16 protein-coding genes are annotated in these 17,992 nt (G+C 59.7%); 6 read left to right on the forward strand and 10 right to left on the reverse strand.

Annotation, left to right across the window (positions count from 1 at the left end):
• Nucleotides 1-6: 6 nt before the first annotated feature.
• The 3 genes from ACR0E2_RS07940 to ACR0E2_RS07950 form a co-directional block, all read right to left on the reverse strand.
• Nucleotides 7-1,158, reverse strand: coding sequence for an alpha-hydroxy acid oxidase (locus ACR0E2_RS07940; RefSeq protein ID WP_480446019.1), 1,152 nt, complete (start codon nt 1,156-1,158; stop codon nt 7-9).
• Between the two features lie 12 nt (nt 1,159-1,170).
• Nucleotides 1,171-3,234, reverse strand: a complete 2,064-nt coding sequence (locus tag ACR0E2_RS07945; RefSeq protein WP_152458931.1) for a TRAP transporter large permease subunit — start codon at nt 3,232-3,234, stop codon at nt 1,171-1,173.
• Nucleotides 3,235-3,354: 120 nt separating this feature from the next.
• The gene (locus ACR0E2_RS07950; RefSeq protein ID WP_152458932.1) at nt 3,355-4,404 is read right to left on the reverse strand and encodes a TRAP transporter substrate-binding protein; all 1,050 of its coding nucleotides are present in this window, start codon (nt 4,402-4,404) and stop codon (nt 3,355-3,357) included.
• A gap of 334 nt (nt 4,405-4,738) precedes the next feature.
• Between ACR0E2_RS07950 and ACR0E2_RS07955 the strand changes: the two genes are divergently transcribed.
• Complete coding sequence (locus ACR0E2_RS07955; RefSeq protein WP_152458933.1) at nt 4,739-5,512, forward strand: FadR/GntR family transcriptional regulator; 774 nt, start codon at nt 4,739-4,741, stop codon at nt 5,510-5,512.
• Nucleotides 5,513-5,626: 114 nt separating this feature from the next.
• Here the strand turns inward: ACR0E2_RS07955 and ACR0E2_RS07960 are convergent, their stop codons facing one another.
• Both ACR0E2_RS07960 and ACR0E2_RS07965 read right to left on the reverse strand, forming a co-directional pair.
• The gene (locus tag ACR0E2_RS07960) at nt 5,627-6,139 is read right to left on the reverse strand and encodes a tetratricopeptide repeat protein (RefSeq protein WP_224854600.1); all 513 of its coding nucleotides are present in this window, start codon (nt 6,137-6,139) and stop codon (nt 5,627-5,629) included.
• An 84-nt stretch (nt 6,140-6,223) separates the two neighbouring features.
• A complete protein-coding gene (locus ACR0E2_RS07965; protein ID WP_152458934.1) occupies nt 6,224-6,706 on the reverse strand; it encodes an Lrp/AsnC family transcriptional regulator in 483 nt (160 codons plus the stop codon).
• Between the two features lie 108 nt (nt 6,707-6,814).
• Here ACR0E2_RS07965 and putA point away from each other — a divergent pair, with 108 nt between their 5' ends.
• Both putA and ACR0E2_RS07975 read left to right on the forward strand, forming a co-directional pair.
• Entirely contained in the window at nt 6,815-10,213 is a 3,399-nt protein-coding gene (gene putA / locus ACR0E2_RS07970; RefSeq protein ID WP_480446020.1) for a bifunctional proline dehydrogenase/L-glutamate gamma-semialdehyde dehydrogenase PutA, read from the forward strand.
• A 42-nt stretch (nt 10,214-10,255) separates the two neighbouring features.
• Nucleotides 10,256-10,999, forward strand: coding sequence for a rhomboid family intramembrane serine protease (locus ACR0E2_RS07975; RefSeq protein WP_171329321.1), 744 nt, complete (start codon nt 10,256-10,258; stop codon nt 10,997-10,999).
• 18 nt (nt 11,000-11,017) lie between these two features.
• On the opposite strand, the gene ACR0E2_RS07980 is transcribed toward ACR0E2_RS07975, so the two are convergent.
• The gene (locus ACR0E2_RS07980) at nt 11,018-11,803 is read right to left on the reverse strand and encodes an inositol monophosphatase family protein (protein WP_480446021.1); all 786 of its coding nucleotides are present in this window, start codon (nt 11,801-11,803) and stop codon (nt 11,018-11,020) included.
• A 98-nt stretch (nt 11,804-11,901) separates the two neighbouring features.
• Nucleotides 11,902-12,807 (reverse strand): LysR family transcriptional regulator, encoded by a 906-nt coding sequence (locus ACR0E2_RS07985; protein WP_171725953.1) that lies wholly within the window; start codon nt 12,805-12,807, stop codon nt 11,902-11,904.
• 94 nt (nt 12,808-12,901) lie between these two features.
• Here ACR0E2_RS07985 and metF point away from each other — a divergent pair, with 94 nt between their 5' ends.
• Together metF and ACR0E2_RS07995 are read left to right on the forward strand one after the other, a co-directional pair.
• On the forward strand, nt 12,902-13,768 hold the full coding sequence (gene metF, locus ACR0E2_RS07990) for a methylenetetrahydrofolate reductase [NAD(P)H] (RefSeq protein WP_480446022.1): 867 nt from the start codon (nt 12,902-12,904) through the stop codon (nt 13,766-13,768).
• A gap of 230 nt (nt 13,769-13,998) precedes the next feature.
• Entirely contained in the window at nt 13,999-14,664 is a 666-nt protein-coding gene (locus tag ACR0E2_RS07995) for a J domain-containing protein (RefSeq protein ID WP_480446023.1), read from the forward strand.
• A gap of 49 nt (nt 14,665-14,713) precedes the next feature.
• Here ACR0E2_RS07995 and ACR0E2_RS08000 read toward each other — a convergent pair whose 3' ends face one another.
• Nucleotides 14,714-15,232, reverse strand: coding sequence for a YHS domain-containing (seleno)protein (locus tag ACR0E2_RS08000; RefSeq protein WP_171232848.1), 519 nt, complete (start codon nt 15,230-15,232; stop codon nt 14,714-14,716).
• A 235-nt stretch (nt 15,233-15,467) separates the two neighbouring features.
• Between ACR0E2_RS08000 and yghU the strand changes: the two genes are divergently transcribed.
• The gene (yghU, locus tag ACR0E2_RS08005; protein WP_480446024.1) at nt 15,468-16,346 is read left to right on the forward strand and encodes a glutathione-dependent disulfide-bond oxidoreductase; all 879 of its coding nucleotides are present in this window, start codon (nt 15,468-15,470) and stop codon (nt 16,344-16,346) included.
• Nucleotides 16,347-16,406: 60 nt separating this feature from the next.
• On the opposite strand, the gene ACR0E2_RS08010 is transcribed toward yghU, so the two are convergent.
• Nucleotides 16,407-17,195 (reverse strand): SseB family protein, encoded by a 789-nt coding sequence (locus ACR0E2_RS08010; RefSeq protein ID WP_480446025.1) that lies wholly within the window; start codon nt 17,193-17,195, stop codon nt 16,407-16,409.
• The gene (locus tag ACR0E2_RS08015; protein ID WP_480446026.1) at nt 17,188-17,799 is read right to left on the reverse strand and encodes a uracil-DNA glycosylase family protein; all 612 of its coding nucleotides are present in this window, start codon (nt 17,797-17,799) and stop codon (nt 17,188-17,190) included. Before ACR0E2_RS08015 ends, ACR0E2_RS08010 begins: the two co-directional genes overlap by 8 nt.
• Nucleotides 17,800-17,992: the final 193 nt, after the last annotated feature.

The following is a 17,992-nucleotide window of genomic DNA, read 5'->3' on the forward strand; positions in this document are numbered from 1 at the left end:
TTCGGGTTAGGGATTGCGGAAACGAATATTTTCGCGGCTGAGCTGGCCAACACTGGTGACACCCATCAGCTTCATGTCGCGCTCGATCTCGGCACGCATCAGCCCAAGGGCCCGTTCGACCCCAGCCTGCCCCGCGGCAGCGAGAGGATACAGGTAGTGCCGCCCGATACCCACGGCTTGGGCCCCGATCGACAGCGCCTTAAGCACATGGGTGCCACGCTGAATGCCGCTGTCCATCATCACGTCCAGCTTGTCGCCAACGGCATCGACAATCTCGGCCAGTTGATCGAACGGCGTGCGCGATCCGTCCAGTTGGCGGCCACCGTGGTTCGACAGGATGATGCCGGTGCAACCGATCTCAGCCGCGCGTTTGGCATCCTCGACGGTCATGATCCCCTTCAAGCAGAACTGACCATCCCAGTCGCGCACCATCTGCGCCACGTCATCCCAGTTCATCGACGGATCCAGCATGTCGGTGAAATACCCACCGATGGAACTGGCCCCACCGCCCATATCCACATGTTCCTCAAGCTGAGGCAGCCGGAACTTTTCATGGGTGACATAGTTGATCCCCCACATCGGCTTGATCGCAAACTGTATCATGCCGCCCAGCGTCAAGCGGAACGGGATCGAGAACCCCGTGCGCAGATCACGCTCGCGGTTGCCGCCGGTGATGCTGTCGACGGTCAGCATCATGACCTCGACACCGGCCTCTTTGGCACGCTGCATCATGGCGGCGTTCAACCCGCGATCCTTGTGAAAGTAGAATTGATAGACCTGCGGGTTCCTGTGTTTTTGGCGCAGCTCCTCCAGCGAGACGGTGCCCAGAGAGGAAACTCCGAACATGGTTCCGTATTTCTCGGCCGCCGCCGCGACGGCGCGTTCACCCTGATGGTGGAACAGGCGCTGCAACGCGGTGGGTGAGCAATAGACAGGCATGTCCAGTTTCTGCCCCATCACCGTGACGGACATGTCCACGTCCGAAACCCCACGCAGAACCGAAGGCAACAGGTCGCAGCGGTCGAACGCCTTGGTGTTTTCCCGATACGTCACCTCATCATCCGCGCCACCGTCGATGTAGTTGAAGATCGGCCCCGGCAGTCGTTGCTTGGCCAGCCGCCGGAAGTCGTGGAAGTTATGACATTGGCTCAGACGCATCCGATAAGCTCCTTAGTAGGCGACCGAGGGCAACCAGGTGGCGAGGGTCGGCCACAGGAACACTAGCGCCAATCCGGTCAATTGCAGCAGGACAAATGGGATGATGCCCTTGTAGATATGCGTCAGCTTGATCTCGGGCGGGCAAACACCTTTGAGATAGAACAAGGCAAAGCCAACGGGCGGCGTCAGGAAGCTGGTTTGCAGCGTCACCGCAACCAGGATCACGAACCACACCAGCGCCGGTTCATCCAGAACGCCAAAGCCGGGGATGTCGATGCCCAGACCGTTCACGATGGGGCGCATCAGGGGCAGCACGATCAGCGTGATCTCGATCCAGTCCAGTACGAAGCCCAGCAGGAAGACGATGAACAGGATGAACAGAATTGTCCCGTTGGCGCCAAAGCCGGTGGATTGCACCACGTGTTCGATCAGCTCATCCCCGCCCAACTCGCGCAGCACGTATGAGAACACGGTCGCACCGAGGAAGATCGCAAAGATATAGGCGGTGGTGTTGAAGGTCGACACCAGCACGTTCCACAGCTTGGCAAAGGTCAGCTTGCGATAGCCCAGCGCCAGCAGGGTCGCACCCAAGGCACCGATGCCGGACGCTTCGGTTGGCGTGGTCAGACCGGCAAAGATCGACCCCAACACGGCAAGGATCAGCATCAGCGTCGGGATGACTGCGATCAGCACGTCCTTCACGGCTGCCCAGTCGGGGGCTTTCGCGCCTTCGGGTACGGGGGCCGCGTCGCGTTTCACCAGAGCCAGAATGAAGATGTAGGTCAGATACAAGGCGCCGATGATCACGCCCGGGAAAACCGCGGCCATGAACAGGTCACCGACTGACAGGGCCATTTGATCGGCCATGATCACCAGCATGATCGAGGGCGGGATAAGGATGCCCAATGTCCCCGAGGCCGAAACCACGCCCGCCGCCAGCGTCGGCTGGTACTTCTGCTGCATCATCGACGGCAGCGACAGCACGCCCAGCAGAACAACCGAGGCACCAATGATGCCGGTCGAGGCCGCCAGAATGATCCCGATCAGGGTCACGGTGATGGCCAGTCCTCCGCGCACCGTCCCGAACAGGCGCTGCATCGAGGACATCAGACGCTCGGCCACTCCGGATTCGTCCAGCATCAGCCCCATGAAGATGAACATCGGGAGCGCAACCAGAACCGCGTTGGACATGGTCGCGTAGACCCGGTTCACCACAGCACCCAGGGTCAGGTAATCAAGCCCGGTAAAGGTGCTTTCCAACCCGGTCCACAGCATCAGATCGTTGTCGAACAGATAAGCCAGACCGCAATAGGCGACGCCGACACCGGCCAGCACCCACGCCACCGGGTAACCGGTGAACAAAAGCGCGATGAAGGTCAGGAACATCGCGATGACCAGCTTTTCCTCGGTCGTTTCGACCAGGAAGGTCAGGCCGACGCAGACGGCAGCGAATACCGCCAGTACCAGAAGAATACGGCGCAGCGGCGCGCCTTCACGTTCTGAGGCCGGCCCGTAGATCAGCGCGTGCCCGTCATGGATCAACCGTGCCAACGCGGCCAGCGCCAACAGCACAAAGCTGATCGGAATGACCGCCTTGAAAGCCCAACGCGCAGGCAGGCCGGTTGGGCTGTCCGAGCGTTCGTTGACGCGGAAGCTTTCGTAGAAATAATCATAGCCCTGATCGACCATCAGATAGATGAACGGGGTCAGCAGGGTCAGGATGCCGATCACCTCGATGATCCGCTGCGCGCGGCGCGAAAGCTGCATATGCAGGACGTCCACACGCACATGGCTGTCGGTGATCAAGGCATACGAGATGCCGATCATCGTGACGATTCCATAGAAATGCCACTGGATCTCATCCAGTTTCGGGTAGTTCTGGCTGAGCAGGTAGCGCAACGAGACCTGTGCGAAGATCGCGCCCATCAGCAGGACATTGGCCCACATGACGACATGACCCACAGCCTTTACCCCGGCATCGATCGCGACGGCGATTTTCTGGCGGTCGGAATCGGGGTGTTCCAGGATGCCTTCATAGGCTTCGACCGGATCGTTGAGGTTCTTTTGGGTGGTCATGGTCATTCCTCGCTCAGCAACCCGGAATACGGGCAGTGAAAGGTTAGAAAGTCCGAAGATCGAAAAGCAGGAACCGGAGCGGCGGATCGGGCCGCCCCGGCAACGTCAGTGAGGGAGAGATTACTGACGTGGGAGGAAGGCGTTCGTCTTCCAGAGGTTATAGCCGTCACGGAATTCGTTCATGTCGGCCAGAACCTTGGCAAAGAAGGCATCATTGGCGGCTTCTTCTGCGGCAACCTCTTCCCAGGTCGCGCGGAAGGTATCCAGCATCTCGGGCGACCACTGCTTGATGGTGACGCCGTTGTTTTCAACGTTGTCGATCAGGGCCGCGTGCTGGATGGCTTCGCCTTCGGCAAAGCTGTCCGCCATCGAAGCCTTGCAGGCGCTTTCGATGATTGCCTTGTGCTGATCGCTGGTTTCGTTCCAGACGTCCTTGTTGATCAGCAGTTCAAACACGGTCGCCTGCTGATGCCAGCCGGGGAAATAGTTGAACTTGACCAGCTTGTGGAAGCCCAGGCGCGCGTCGATGGCAGGCATTGAAAACTCGGTCGCGTCAATCGCGCCTTTTTCCAATGCGGGGAAGATCTCGCCACCTGGCAGCAGCGAGGTCGCCACACCCAGTTTTTGCATCACCTTGCCGCCCAGACCAAAGAAACGCATCTTCAGCCCGTTCAGGTCCTCGGGCGAATTGATTTCGGACGCGAACCAGCCCGAGGTTTCCGGCGCGATGATGGCACAGGGCAGTACTTTGACGTTGTAACCGGCCTGATCATACATCTCCTGATACAGGGTCATGCCGTTGCCATAATACAGCCAAGCCATGTATTCGCCCGCCTCGGGGCCGAACGGCACGGCCGAGAACAGCGGCGCAGCCGGGATTTTTCCGGCCCAGTAACCGGCCGTGGTGTAACCCGAGTTGATCTTGCCGGTGGACACGGCGTCCAGAATTTCGAAGGGCGGCACCAGTTTTCCCGGCTCGTACACCTTCATCTTCAGCGTGCCGCCGGACATCAGTTCCAGCTGATCAGCCACACGTGGAATAGGCGAACCCAGGCCCGGCAGTTCGGTCGAAAAGGCAATCGGTGTTTTCAGCAGCAGCTTGTCCGCCGCAACTGCGGGGGCCGCCAGCAGGCTGGCGGCCACGGCCAGGCTTGTCAGGGTCTTCTTCATGAAATCTCCTCCAGGGTTGGTCGGGTTTTCTCCGATCAGTGGCGCAGGCTCTTCCAGCGCCGCTCCGGTGGTAAACTAACTTTACCAGCTTAAACCAGTCAATAACTTTGTTTACCACTGGCGCTAACCGAAACTGGAATCTCGCCTTCTACAAGCCCTGCAAAATCCCGATATGACTGCATCAAAAACCAACAGATTCTCCAAAAATCATTCAGAAACAAACACGTAATTCACATCCGGGGAGAATAGCCTCGCGCTTGAAATTTGAACGGATATGGTTATCTTTATTTACCAGTTATTCTTGTTACTTTAGCGTCACACGGGGCAGCATCTCATGAACACCACGGCGATTTTTGAACCGGTTGGACACGAATCGCTGGCTGATGCGGTGGTTTCACAGGTCGAGGACCTGATCGCTTCGGGCATCCTGAAGCAGGGCCGAAAACTGCCTTCCGAGCGCGATCTGGCCGAGATGTTGCGCGTGTCGCGCCCGAAGCTGCGCGAGGCCCTTCAGGTGCTGGAAGAACGCGGTCTGGTCACAACGCAACACGGTGAGGGGACATTCGTCGCGGCCCTGACCGGACAAGCCATGATGCCCGCGCTTCTTGCTTTGTACGAACGCCACGAGCCGGCTTTCTTCGACTATCTGGAGTATCGCCGCGAGCAGGAAGGTTTCGCGGCCCGGCTTGCCGCACGTCGCGCCACCAAGGCAGACAAGGAACGGATTTCCGAGATCCTTGATGAAAACGAGCGTGCCTGGCAGGAGCAGGACGCCAAGGCTTCGCAAGAGGCGGACTTTGCGCTGCATTCAGCCATTGTGGATGCCAGCCAGAACGCGACCCTGATCCACATGATGGCGTCGATCTACGAACTCACCCGCAAGGGCGTTTTCTACAATCGTGACTTCCTGCGCACGATTGACGGGACCGGCGAAAAGCTGCTGCAACAACATCTCGAACTTGGTCGCGCGGTGATCGAAGGGGATGAAAAGCGGGCCGAAAAAGCGGCAAAGGATCACATCGACTTTGTTGAAGAATCTTTCAAACTCGGGATCGAGCAGCGGCGTCGCGAAGCCATGGCCGAAAAGCGTCGGATACTGTCACGCTGACGGCTTTGTGACCCATTTGCCCTTCTGATTACGGCGGCCCAGTCCCCGAGGCGGCCGCGGAAGGCACCTGTTTGGCGATTTGCGACCGGCTTCCAAACTTGCCCGATCCGGCTGTCAGATATCTTCTCCGGGCGGTTCCAGAAGGCCGCCCGGCTCCAACAAAGCCCGCTCGGACAGCCACGGGTTGAGCTCAAGCGCCTCGGACAGTGCTGCGCGCGCGTCTTCCAGGCGCCTCAACCCCAACAGGGACAAAGCCCGCCCACTCAGCGCACCGATATGGTTTGGCGACATTTCGATCGTGACATTCAGATCGCGCAATGCCGCATCAAAATCCTGCCTCAGGTAGTTTACGAAAGCCCGCTGATTGTAACCTTCGGCGTAATCCGGGCAATATTCGACAAGTTGGTTGAAATCGTCCAATGCGCCCGACAAATCCCACGCCTCTCGTCGCGCCATTCCCCGATCCAGCAATGTCTGTGACCGGGCATCCGGCGCGTCCGTCCAAAGTTCCCACATTTTATTCGAGATGACCCGGGCGTCGCTTTGCGATTGCGCCTTCTGGACCTGCTTGATCAGCGCATCCACCCCTTCGATATGATCCGGAGCCGTGGGGCATGTCTCGGCCATGGCCGAGCATGAACACGCGATCAGAATAAACGTTGCAGCATAGGTTCGCATCACGAAACAAGGGTGGGCCATAATTCCGCCGCGTCAAGGCTGATGTTCAAAACCGCCCAGCATACCGGTTTCCTTCACGGCCTCCATCGCAACAAAAGTTGAGGTATTGGCGACATGCGGCAGAGACGAGATCTTCTCGGCCAATACACGGCGGTATTCCGACATCGTGGCGGTGCGCACTTTCAGAAGATAGTCAAAATTGGACGCGATCATATGCGCCTGCTCGACCTCGGCGGTTTTGCGGACGGCTGCGTTGAACTCGGCCAGCGCCTTTTCGCGGGTATCGGTCAAACGCACCTCGACAAACGCGACGTGATCCAGCCCCAGCCGGATCGGATCCAGCATCGCCCGATAGCCCGTGATCACTCCGCTCGCCTCCAGCCGTTTGAGCCGCGCCTGCGTCGGAGATTTCGACAGCCCGATCTCGCGCGCAAGATCGGCCACCGAGATACGGCCGTCCTCGGCCAGAATCCTTAGAATCGACCGGTCAAACCGATCAAGATCAGGAAAACTCATTTGAACTGTCCGCTACCAAAAATTCAGATCGTTCTCCTTCAATTACATCAAACTCAGTCCGTTGTCCTGATTTTTCCACATTATATTATCGCAAAGACCGGAGGACATATGTCACACAGCCTGCGCACCCTCATCGATACTTCCACCTATGCCGATCAGTCGGCAGTTCTTGAGACACTGATCTCTCAGGCCAGCCTGACGGACACGGATCGCAGCGCCATTGGCGCCGCGGCTGCGCAGCTTGTGCGCGACATCCGGTCCAGCACTTCTCCGGGGTTGATGGAGGTGTTTCTGGCCGAATATGGCCTATCCACCGACGAAGGCATCGCCCTGATGTGTCTGGCCGAAGCGTTGCTGCGCGTGCCGGATGCCGACACAATTGACGCGCTGATCGAAGACAAGATCGCGCCCTCCGATTGGGGCAAGCATCTGGGGCAATCCTCGTCCTCGCTGGTGAACGCCTCGACATGGGCGCTGATGTTGACCGGAAAGGTGCTGGACGAGGGCAAGGCGTCTCCGGTCGGGGCGCTGCGCGGTGCGATCAAGCGGCTGGGCGAGCCGGTGATCCGCACTGCCGTGGCACGCGCGATGAAAGAGATGGGCCGGCAGTTCGTTCTGGGGGAAACCATTCAGTCCGCCATGGACCGCGCACGCGGGATGGAGGAGAAAGGCTATACCTATTCCTACGACATGCTGGGCGAAGCGGCCCGGACCGAAGCGGACGCGGCGCGCTATCACCTGTCCTATTCCCGCGCCATCTCGGCCATTGCCGAGGCCTGCACCCATGACGATATCCGCGCCAACCCGGGCATTTCGGTAAAACTGTCCGCCCTGCATCCCCGTTATGAGCTGGCACAGGAACAGCGTGTGATGGACGAGCTGGTGCCGCGGCTGCGGGCGCTGGCCCTGCTGGCCAAGGCGGCCGGAATGGGCCTGAACGTCGATGCAGAAGAGGCGGATCGTCTGTCGCTGTCGTTGCAGGTGATCGAGGCGGTGATGTCCGACCCGGCCCTTGCCGGATGGCACGGGTTTGGCATCGTGGTTCAGGCCTATGGCCCGCGCGCTGGCCTGGTCCTGGATACGCTGCATGGCATGGCCGAACGTCACGATCGCCGGATTATGGTGCGATTGGTCAAAGGCGCCTACTGGGATACCGAGATCAAACGCGCGCAGGTCGAGGGGGTGGATGGCTTTCCCGTCTTCACGCACAAGGCGGCAACCGACGTCTCCTATATCGCCAATGCACGCAAACTGCTGGGCCTGACCGATCGGATCTATCCGCAATTTGCCACGCACAACGCGCACACGGTCAGCGCCATCCTTCACATGGCCAAAGATCAACCGTTCGAGTTCCAGCGCCTGCACGGCATGGGCGAGACCTTGCATCAGATCGTGATGGAAAAGCAGAACACCCGGTGCCGCATCTATGCACCTGTGGGGGCACATCGCGACTTGCTGGCTTATCTGGTTCGGCGCTTGTTGGAGAACGGCGCGAATTCATCCTTCGTCAACCAGATTGTGGACGAGGATGTGCCACCGGAAGTGGTCGCTGCCGATCCGTTTGTTGCGGTCCGGACCCCTCCGCCCGCACTGCCGACCGGGCCGGAGTTGTTCCAGCCTGAAAGACCGAATTCCAAGGGTTTTGACCTGCATCACACACCTACCCTGGATCAGATTGATGCGGCACGGGATCAGTTCCGCGCCCATCACTGGTATGCGCAACCCTTGCTGGCCGATGCGGCCAAACCCGATGCGGATGAGCCGGTGATCAATCCGGCACGGCCGCAGGACAGGCCCGGCGCGGTGGCCCCAGCCAGCGCGGCGGATGTGGAAATGGCATTGGCCTCGGCCAACCCCTGGGATGCCCCCGCTGCCCAACGCGCCCGCATCCTCAATGCCGCAGCCGATCTTTACGAAGCCCATTATGGCGAGTTGTTTGCCCTGCTGGCACGTGAGGCCGGGAAGTCGCTGCCCGATGCGGTGGCCGAACTGCGCGAGGCGGTGGATTTCCTGCGTTACTATGCAGCCAACATCCCCGATGCCGAACCCGCGGGGATTTTCACCTGCATCAGCCCGTGGAACTTCCCGCTGGCGATTTTCTCTGGGCAGATCTCTGCTGCGCTGGCAACCGGAAACGCGGTTCTGGCCAAGCCTGCGCCCCAGACGCCCCTGATCGCACATCGTGCCATTCAGCTTATGCACGAGGCGGGGGTACCACGCGATGTGCTGCAACTGTTGCCGGGTGGGCCCGCCGTGGGTGCGGCGCTGACGTCGGATCCGCGCATCTCGGGCGTGGCCTTCACAGGGTCAACAGCCACCGCGCTGAAAATCCGGGCGGCGATGGCCGGATCCATGCGCCTCGGTAGGCCGCTGATCGCGGAAACCGGCGGTCTGAATGCGATGATCGTCGACAGCACCGCCCTTCCTGAACAAGCCGTGCAGTCGATCATCGAAAGCGCCTTTCAGTCGGCGGGCCAGCGCTGTTCCGCCCTGCGCTGCCTGTATTTGCAGGAAGATATCGCCGATGACGTTCTGACCATGCTCAAAGGAGCGATGGATGCGCTGTCGGTCGGCGATCCCTGGCTTTTGTCGACGGATTGCGGACCGGTGATCGACGAACAGGCCCGTCAGGGCATCGCCGAGCACGTGACCAAGGCGCGCCACGAAGGGCGGGTGCTGAAAGAGCTTCCGTTGCCGCCCGAAGGTATCTTTGTTGCTCCGACACTGATCGAGATCCCCGGCATCGCCGCGCTGGAACGCGAGGTGTTCGGCCCGGTGCTGCACGTCGCCCGGTTCAAGTCGCAAGAGATCGACAAGATCATCGCCGATATCAACGCCACCGGATACGGCCTGACCTTCGGCCTGCACACCCGCATCGACGACCGCGTGCAGCATGTGACCGAGGCGATCCATGCGGGCAACATCTATGTGAACCGCAACCAGATAGGCGCCATCGTCGGGTCTCAACCCTTTGGTGGCGAAGGATTGTCAGGCACGGGCCCCAAGGCGGGCGGGCCGAACTACATGATCCGGTTCTGCGCTCCCGACCGTCAAAGCACGGCGGATACCTGGGGCGCCGTGGCTGATCTGCCTGCGGCACAAGGTCAACCTGCGCCGGTCAATACCCGGTCCCTGCCCGGCCCAACCGGTGAATCGAACCGCCTGAGCGAATACCCACGCCCGCCCTTGTTGTGCATGGGGCCCGGAGAGGCCGCAGCGCGTGCGCAGGCCGATGCTGTACACGCGCTGGGTGGCACCGCCATTCAGGCGACCGGGATGCTTGACCTGCACCGGTTGGAAAACCTGACCGGCATTTCGGGCGTGTTGTGGTGGGGAGACGACGAAACAGCCCGGCAGATCGAACAGCATCTGGCGCGCCGCGACGGCCCGATTCTGCCGCTTATACCCGGCAAGCCCGACCGCGCGCGTGTTCTGGGTGAACGCCATGTCTGCGTCGACACGACCGCGGCGGGCGGAAACGCCGCTTTGTTGGGAGGTGCGGCATAAGCTTGCCTTGACGCTGGGCGCACAAAAGCCCAGCGTCAAGGCATGTTTCCGATCCGCGACCATAACCCCTCGGGGCGCACACCTTATGTTGTCTATGCCTTGCTGGCGGCCAATATCCTGATCTTCCTCAGCTATGCCGGGATCATGGATGATGGCCCACGGATCGGCAGGCTGTTTTTCGACTACGCCATCATCCCGGCGCGGGTCAGCGACGGGTTCGGGCTGGAAACCCTGGTGACATCCATGTTCCTGCACGGGGGGTGGATGCACCTGGCGGGCAACATGCTGTTTCTGTGGATCTTCGGTGACAATCTGGAAGACGAGATGGGCCATCTGCCCTTCCTGCTGTTTTACATGGCAGCTGGAATCGGCGCGGGCCTGATTCACGTCATCACCGGGCCCGAGTCCCAAGTTCCCACTGTTGGGGCCTCGGGCGCGATTGCGGGCGTGATGGGCGGGTATCTGTTGCTGTTCCCGAAAGCACGCGTGGATATCCTGCTGATCCTGATCGTCTATTTCAGGGTCTTTACCATTCCCGCCTTCATCATGCTGGGCGTCTGGCTGGCGATACAGTTCTTTGGCAGCGTCACCAGCAATCCGGACGAAGGCGGCATCGCCTATTGGGCCCATACCGGGGGGTTTGCCGTTGGCCTGATCCTGTGCATACCGCTGTGGCTGAGACGCGGCGGAATTCAGTTCTGGGATCGCACCCATGGACACCCGCCCCACCCGGAGGCGAAGTACAAGTTGTCACAATCCCGCATTCCGCGCGTTCCGCGCCGCTAAAGCCGGTTCAAAGGGCGCCTAGCCCCGGATCACCTTGGCGAACTGATCGAAGATCGGTTCGTTCGAACAGATCACTTCACCATCGTCCAGCACGTTGCCTTCAGGGTTCAGCGCCTGCACGAAACCGCCAGCCTCTTTGACGATGATCACACCGGCGGCCAGATCCCACGCATTCAGGCGGCGCTCCCAGAAGCCTTCGTACCGGCCCGCGGCCACATATGCCATGTCCAGCGCGGCGGCGCCCCAACGACGCACACCGGCGCAGGCGGGCATCAGACGCGCCAGATCCTGCAAAGTCGCAGGCAGGTCCGAGCGGCCACCAAAGGGCAGACCGGTCGCGAAGACCGATTCAATCATGCGATGACGACCCGACACGCGAATACGGGTGTCGTTCATCCAGGCGCCCTCACCTTTTTCAGCAAAGAACATCTCGTCCTTGGCGGCGTCATAGATCACGCCGGCAACGATCTTGCCCTTGTGTTCCAGGGCTATGGAAATCGCCCAATGCGGCAGGCCGTGCAGGAAATTGGTGGTGCCGTCCAGCGGGTCGACGATCCAGCGGCGGGTCGGATCCTCGCCATCGATGGAACCGCCCTCTTCGGCCAGCCAGCCATAGGTCGGCCGTGCGCCCAGCAGCTCTTCTTTCAGGATGGCTTCGGCGGCAATGTCGGCCTTCGAGACGAAATCTCCGGCGCCTTTCATCGACACCTGCAGATTCTCGACTTCACGGAAATCCTTGACCAAAGAACGCCCCGCCTTGCGCGCGGCCTTGATCATGATGTTGAGATTTGCGCTGCCAACCATTGTCAAAAGGCTCCTGTCCGGTCAAACCGCGCGTATACTGCCGCAATGCGCCCTTGCCAAGAGGAATGATGCGCATAACAGACCCGCAGGAAACGCCGTTACTGGGATTGCAGCTTGCGCGCTTCTTCCCGAGCCAGTTTCACCAGTTCCTGCACAAAGGGTTTCTCCAGATCTTCCGACCGGACGGCGGCATAGAGACGCCGTGTAATGCCCTCTTTCGTCAAGGGTCGGGTAACGTAGTCCGAGTTGTATTTGACCTCGCGCACGACCCAATCCGGCAGCACTGAAATGCCCCGGTTCGATGCGACCAGCAGCAGGATGACGGCGGTCAGTTCCACCTGCCGGATCGTTGCAGGCTCAACCCGCGCCGGGATCAACAGCTGGCTGAACACATCCAGACGCGTGCGTTCCACCGGATAGGTGATCAGGGTCTGACCGCGAAAATCCTCGGCCTCGATATAGTCTTTCTTGGCCAGGGGATGGGTCGAAGCGGCCACAAACACAGCGTTATAATCAAAAAGTTCGACAAATTCGACGCCCGGCAGGTCTTCGGGATCGGACGAGACCACCAGATCGACCTCTTCCTTCTGCAAGGCCGGAAGCGCGTCGAAGGCCAGACCGGGGCGGATATCGACATCGACGTCACCCCAGGATTTCCTGAAAGATTCGAGCACCGGGAACAGCCATTCGAAACAGGCGTGGCACTCGATGGCTATATGCATCCGCCCTGTGCGCCCGTCCCGCAGCGAAGAAAATTCATTCTGGGCGGCTTCGACCTGCGGCAGAATCTGCTCGGCCAATCGCAACAGGCGCAAACCGGCAGCCGACAGTTTCATGGGTTTGGAGCGGCGCAGAAACAGCTCGACCCCGGCCTGATCCTCCAACCCTTTGATTTGATGGCTCAATGCGGACTGGGTGATGTTCAACTGATCCGCGGCGCGGGCCAACCCGCCGCATTCATGGATCGCCTTGATGGTGCGCAGGTGCCGGAATTCAATATGCATTTCAAACAGCGTTCATGTTGTTGTTGAGTAATATGAGTTTGTTTCACAATGCTTGCCATGGCACAAGAGGCTCAGTTGATCCAGTGAGGCCACGATGTCCAAACCTGAAATTTCCTTCGAGTTCTTTCCACCCAAAACTCTGGAAGCCTCTTTCCGCCTTTGGGACACGGTCCAGACATTGGCCCCTTTGGATCCCCGCTTTGTTTCCGTCACCTACGGCGCTGGCGGCACGACGCGTGAACTGACGCGCGACGCGGTTTCGACCCTGCACAAGTCATCGGGCCTGAACGTGGCCGCTCATCTGACCTGCGTCGATGCTTCGCGGCAGGAAACGCTGGAGATCGCAGACACCTTTGCCCGCGCCGGCGTGCAGGACATCGTCGCCCTGCGCGGCGACCCGCCGAAGGGTCAGGACAAGTTTGTGCCGCACCCCGACGGGTTTTCCAGTTCAGTAGAACTGATCGAGGCACTGGCCGAAACCGAAATGTTCAGCATCCGCGTCGGGGCCTATCCCGACACCCACCCCGAGGCTGCAAACATGGCTGCGGATGTGGACTGGCTGAAGGCCAAGCTGGACGCAGGCGCAGACGAAGCGCTGACACAGTTCTTCTTCGAAGCCGAGACCTTTTTCCGGTTCCGCGATGCTTGCGCCAAGGCCGGCATCGACAAACCGATCGTGCCTGGCATCTTGCCGATCGAGAACTGGGCAGGTGCTCGCAACTTCGCCAAGCGCTGTGGCACGCATATTCCCCAGTGGGTCGAACAGGCGTTTGAAAAGGCGGTGCGCGATGGGCGTGAGGATCTGTTGGCCACGGCAATTTGCACAGAGCTGTGTTCAGACCTGATCGAAGGCGGCGTGGACAAGCTGCACTTCTATACACTGAACCGTCCCGAACTGACGCGCGATGTCTGCTTTGCACTGGGCATTACACCGAGCGTTGAGTTGGAAAACGTCGCCTGACCTTCAAAAAACCCAATGATTCGCCCGGGTTACGGTTACGCCCGGGCGTTTGTCGTTTCAGAAGATGTGTACTGTTTCACAACCCCGCCCCTAAAACAGTGCCTTTGAGGGACAATTGAATCTCAGCATCGCGATTGTTGTCGCCAGCCCGGCAAATCATCCCTGAAATTTGACAAAACTATGACTGTGACCACACTGGTTCTGTGTAGTTTGTAAAGAGTGTTTTGAGTATGGAACCTGTCGATAAAGTGCGGGCGCGCGCGGATGCGTTGGCGGATCTGGGGTTGAGTCCCTGCGCCGGTTCCCAAGAGATCAGGGACGCCTGGAGGCAGATCGCCTTCCATTCACATCCCGATCATACGGATGGGGACAGTTCCGGTTTTTCGCGCGCCAAAGCGGCATATGATTTTCTGCGCAAGGAAGGGTTGGTTACAAAAGGTGGTGCCAGTTCCGGCCCTCCGCAACCACGCCGACCCCGCTTGAAAAAGCGAATCATCGAACTTCCGCTGGAGGATATCGCCGCCTGCAAGGCGATGCTGAATCCCGACCAGAGGTTGCCACAAATGCCGGATGAAGCGGATGTTCAGGACAGATCTGATGCATGTGTCTCGGATCACGTTCCCGACGCGGTCGGGTGTTACGGGCGGCATCTGACCTATTTTGTCACCACGCCCGTGCATCATGGGGCAAATCGCGTGGCCTTGCCAACGACCGTCCTGACCAACGCGCGTCACACCGAGGCTGAAATTCTGAGCTTTCAGTCAAAAGACACCGGCGCCGGAGAAGTCATCATCCCCGATACGATCCGCGAACGGAAGTTTCCGGGGGCCAAGAGCGTGCGGATCAGGTTTGATGCCGATCAGGATATTCGGGATCAATTCTGGCTTGCGGGGTAACGGCCTCAGCCCGGCTGGACCAGCCGGGCTTGGTTCTTTTGATGCCGGATCAGTTTGCGATCGGGCCTTCAGACGTAAATTTCGGGATCACATTGGTAGAAGCGTCGCTTGGTTCGATACCGGGCCAGTTTCCTTCGGCAAGATTGATATTGCCTGGAATGTCTTCCTCGAAAAATCCGACGACCACGTCGGTGATGTTGAGATACAGCTTGTCATCCACGATCCGCCACAGGTTCGGATTTGCCGGAACCTTGCCACCACGCGACACGCCGTAAGCGCAGTGCCCATCATATTGCGGCGCGTAGTATGCTGGGTTTTCAAGAAATTTGTCGCGGTTTTCCTCGGTCGCAAAAGCCCAGGTCGCACCGTTGTATTCGGCGGTGATGTTGGCATTTCCGCGCACACCTTCGGGCTGCGACTGGCCCACCGGCATCTGATCCAGGCTGCGATAGGCAACGACATCATAACCCGAAACAGCAAAACCTGTGCCGTCGATATATTGAGGGCCGGCCAAAGCCGGAACCGCCAGCGCTATGGCCGCAGCGAGTGTCAATGCAAAGCGTTTCATGTCGTTCATCCTTTTCGGGTCAACTAAATCCGTGATGCCTTGCGGCAGGTCTGACAGGACAATATGCGATTCCCAAGCGGTGCGTAGTCCCCCTAACGCCGCTGTGACCCGACACGAGAAAACGTGAGAGTTTGGCGGCGGATTGTTACAGAATACGCCAGTTGAGTGGGGTTGGACTCGGCGGTTTGCAATATTAGCTGTATGGCAGCCCTGACATAGGCAAGAAAGGCAAGAGATGAGCGACCAATCCTCGTATACCCCTCCAGCGGTCTGGACCTGGGACAGTAAAAGTGGCGGACAATTCGCCAACATCAACCGGCCGATCGCCGGAGCGACCCATGACAAGGACTTGCCCGTTGGACAGCATCCTCTTCAGCTCTACTCGCTCGCGACACCCAATGGCGTGAAAGTCACGGTGATGCTGGAAGAGCTGTTGGCACTTGGTCATGAAGGCGCTGAATACAACGCCTGGCTGATCAACATCGGAGAAGGCGATCAATTCAGCTCGGGCTTTGTCGAGGCCAACCCGAACTCGAAAATCCCCGCGCTTTGGGATCGGTCGGGCGACAAACCTGTTCGTGTTTTTGAAAGCGCCTCGATCCTGTTCCATCTGGCTGAAAAGTTCGGCGCGTTTCTGCCCGCATCCGGCCCCGAGCGGACCGAGGTGATGAACTGGGTGTTCTGGCAGATGGGCAGCGCGCCGTATCTGGGCGGTGGATTCGGGCATTTCTACGCCTATGCACCCGAGAAATGGGAATACCCGATCAACCGTTTCGCCATGGAGACCAAGCGCCAACTGGATGTTCTGGATCGTGAACTGGCGGGAAAAACCTTTATCGCGGGCGAAGACTATTCAATCGCCGACATGGCGATTTGGCCCTGGTATGGCCAGTTGGTTCTGGGCCGCCTTTACAGCGCGGCAGAGTTTTTGGACGTGGAATCCTACAAGAACGTCATGCGATGGGCCAAGGCAATCGACGCGCGCCCGGCGGTTCAGCGCGGCCGCATGGTCAACCGCGCCTTTGGCGAGCCGCACACGCAGCTTCAGGAACGCCACGACGCCAGCGATTTCGAAACCCGCACGCAGGACAAGCTGGAAGCGGCGGCGGAATAAACATATCCCAGGCGCAACGACACGCGGTGCAGCTTGCGCCGCGTGTTCGCGTTTGGATGGTTATTTCAGAATGGGTGGGTTGTCAGGATTGCTGCCGGGGGCTTCGCGGACCGTTTCGGCAATTTGCGGCTGGGGCAGATCAAACCGAAGGCCCACCTTGGCCAACAGCGCGGCGGCGGCCTCGCTTGCGGTGAAAAACCCAACATCCATCGCGCCTGCCTCGATCCCGGAAAAGGTCAGCGCCTCGGACGCGGCCTTGGCCAAAGCGGGCTTGGCCCCTTCAATCGCATCGACAAACCCCAACAGATGGCCCTGCGCGCCCGATTTGGACTTGGTGGCAACCAGATAGGCTGCGCTGGCAAGTCCGCCCGCCGTCGCCAGTTTCGCATCCAGCGCGGACAGCAGGGCCTGCGGCAGGCCGGCCGGGGGCAAAAACTCGGCAAGCTCTTCCTCGACCTCTTGCGGGCTGTGCTGCAACGTTTCAGCCAACCATTCCAGGGCTTCCGCCGGGACCAGCATGGAAGATGGCGCAGTCTCTAGGTTCAGACCAAGCCCGATGCCCTGCCCCGACAGCATCCCCGAAAGCACCCGCCCCGACAGCGCCACATAAGGCACGGGCCGCCCGGCAAACTGCGCCAGCCGGTCCTCACGATCAAAGGCCAGAACAAAGCGCCCGTCAGCCACATCGAACAGTTCGGGCGAGATATTTTCGTCCCGCGCTTCTTCGGTCAGCATCAGAAACAGCTCGCTATCCGCAAGCCGTTCAAAGAAACGCAGACGGGCGGCATCACTTGTCGGGTCCGCCTGCATCGCGGCATGCGCGGTGTCCAACGCCGTGGATTCAGTCATTCAGCACCTCTTGGACCCGTGTACGCAAAACAGGCAGCAGTTCAGCCTCGAACCACGGGTTTTTCTTCAACCATGCCGTATTGCGCCAGGACGGGTGAGGCAAGGCAAAGACCCGCGGCGCATGGTCCCGCCAATTGCGGACGGTGTCCGTAACCGACCCGCGCGCGCCAAGATGAAACTTGTGTGCATGACCTCCGACCAAAACGGTCAGCGGCACACACCCCAGGTCCTGCATCACCCGGTCATGCCAGGTCTTGCGGCAAATCGCAGGTGGCGGAAGATCAGCATTGCGCGCATCATACCCCGGAAAGCAGAACGCCATCGGTACGATCGAAACACGGTCGCGATCGTAAAAAACCGTCTCATCAATCCCCAGCCAGTGCCGCAGCCTGTCGCCGGACGGGTCGGTGAAGGGCCGCCCCGACTCGTGCACACGGGCGCCCGGTGCCTGACCCGCGACAAGGATCGGTGTTCCGGGGCGGAACCAGACCACCGGGCGCGGCTCGTGTGCTGTTTCTGTTTGCGCGAACCTGTCGGCACACAAGCGGCAGGCGCGGATTTCCTGACGTAAAGCGTTCATCTGATCGTGAAGGCCCCTGCCCATCCGGTCTGTTGTTGGCTGCCAAAACAGATAATAACGACCTGACGCGGCACCAAGTCACCGATAACCTTTGCTGCACCCAATCATACATTCATGCGCGCAACCGGACCGCATTGATCATTTGTTTCATAATTCGACATAATGTAGCCAACATGGGCCGGTAAAAAATACCCTTTCTGGCCGCCCGCAAGTGCGA

The sequence above is a fragment of the Ruegeria sp. A4 genome (assembly GCF_056543025.1).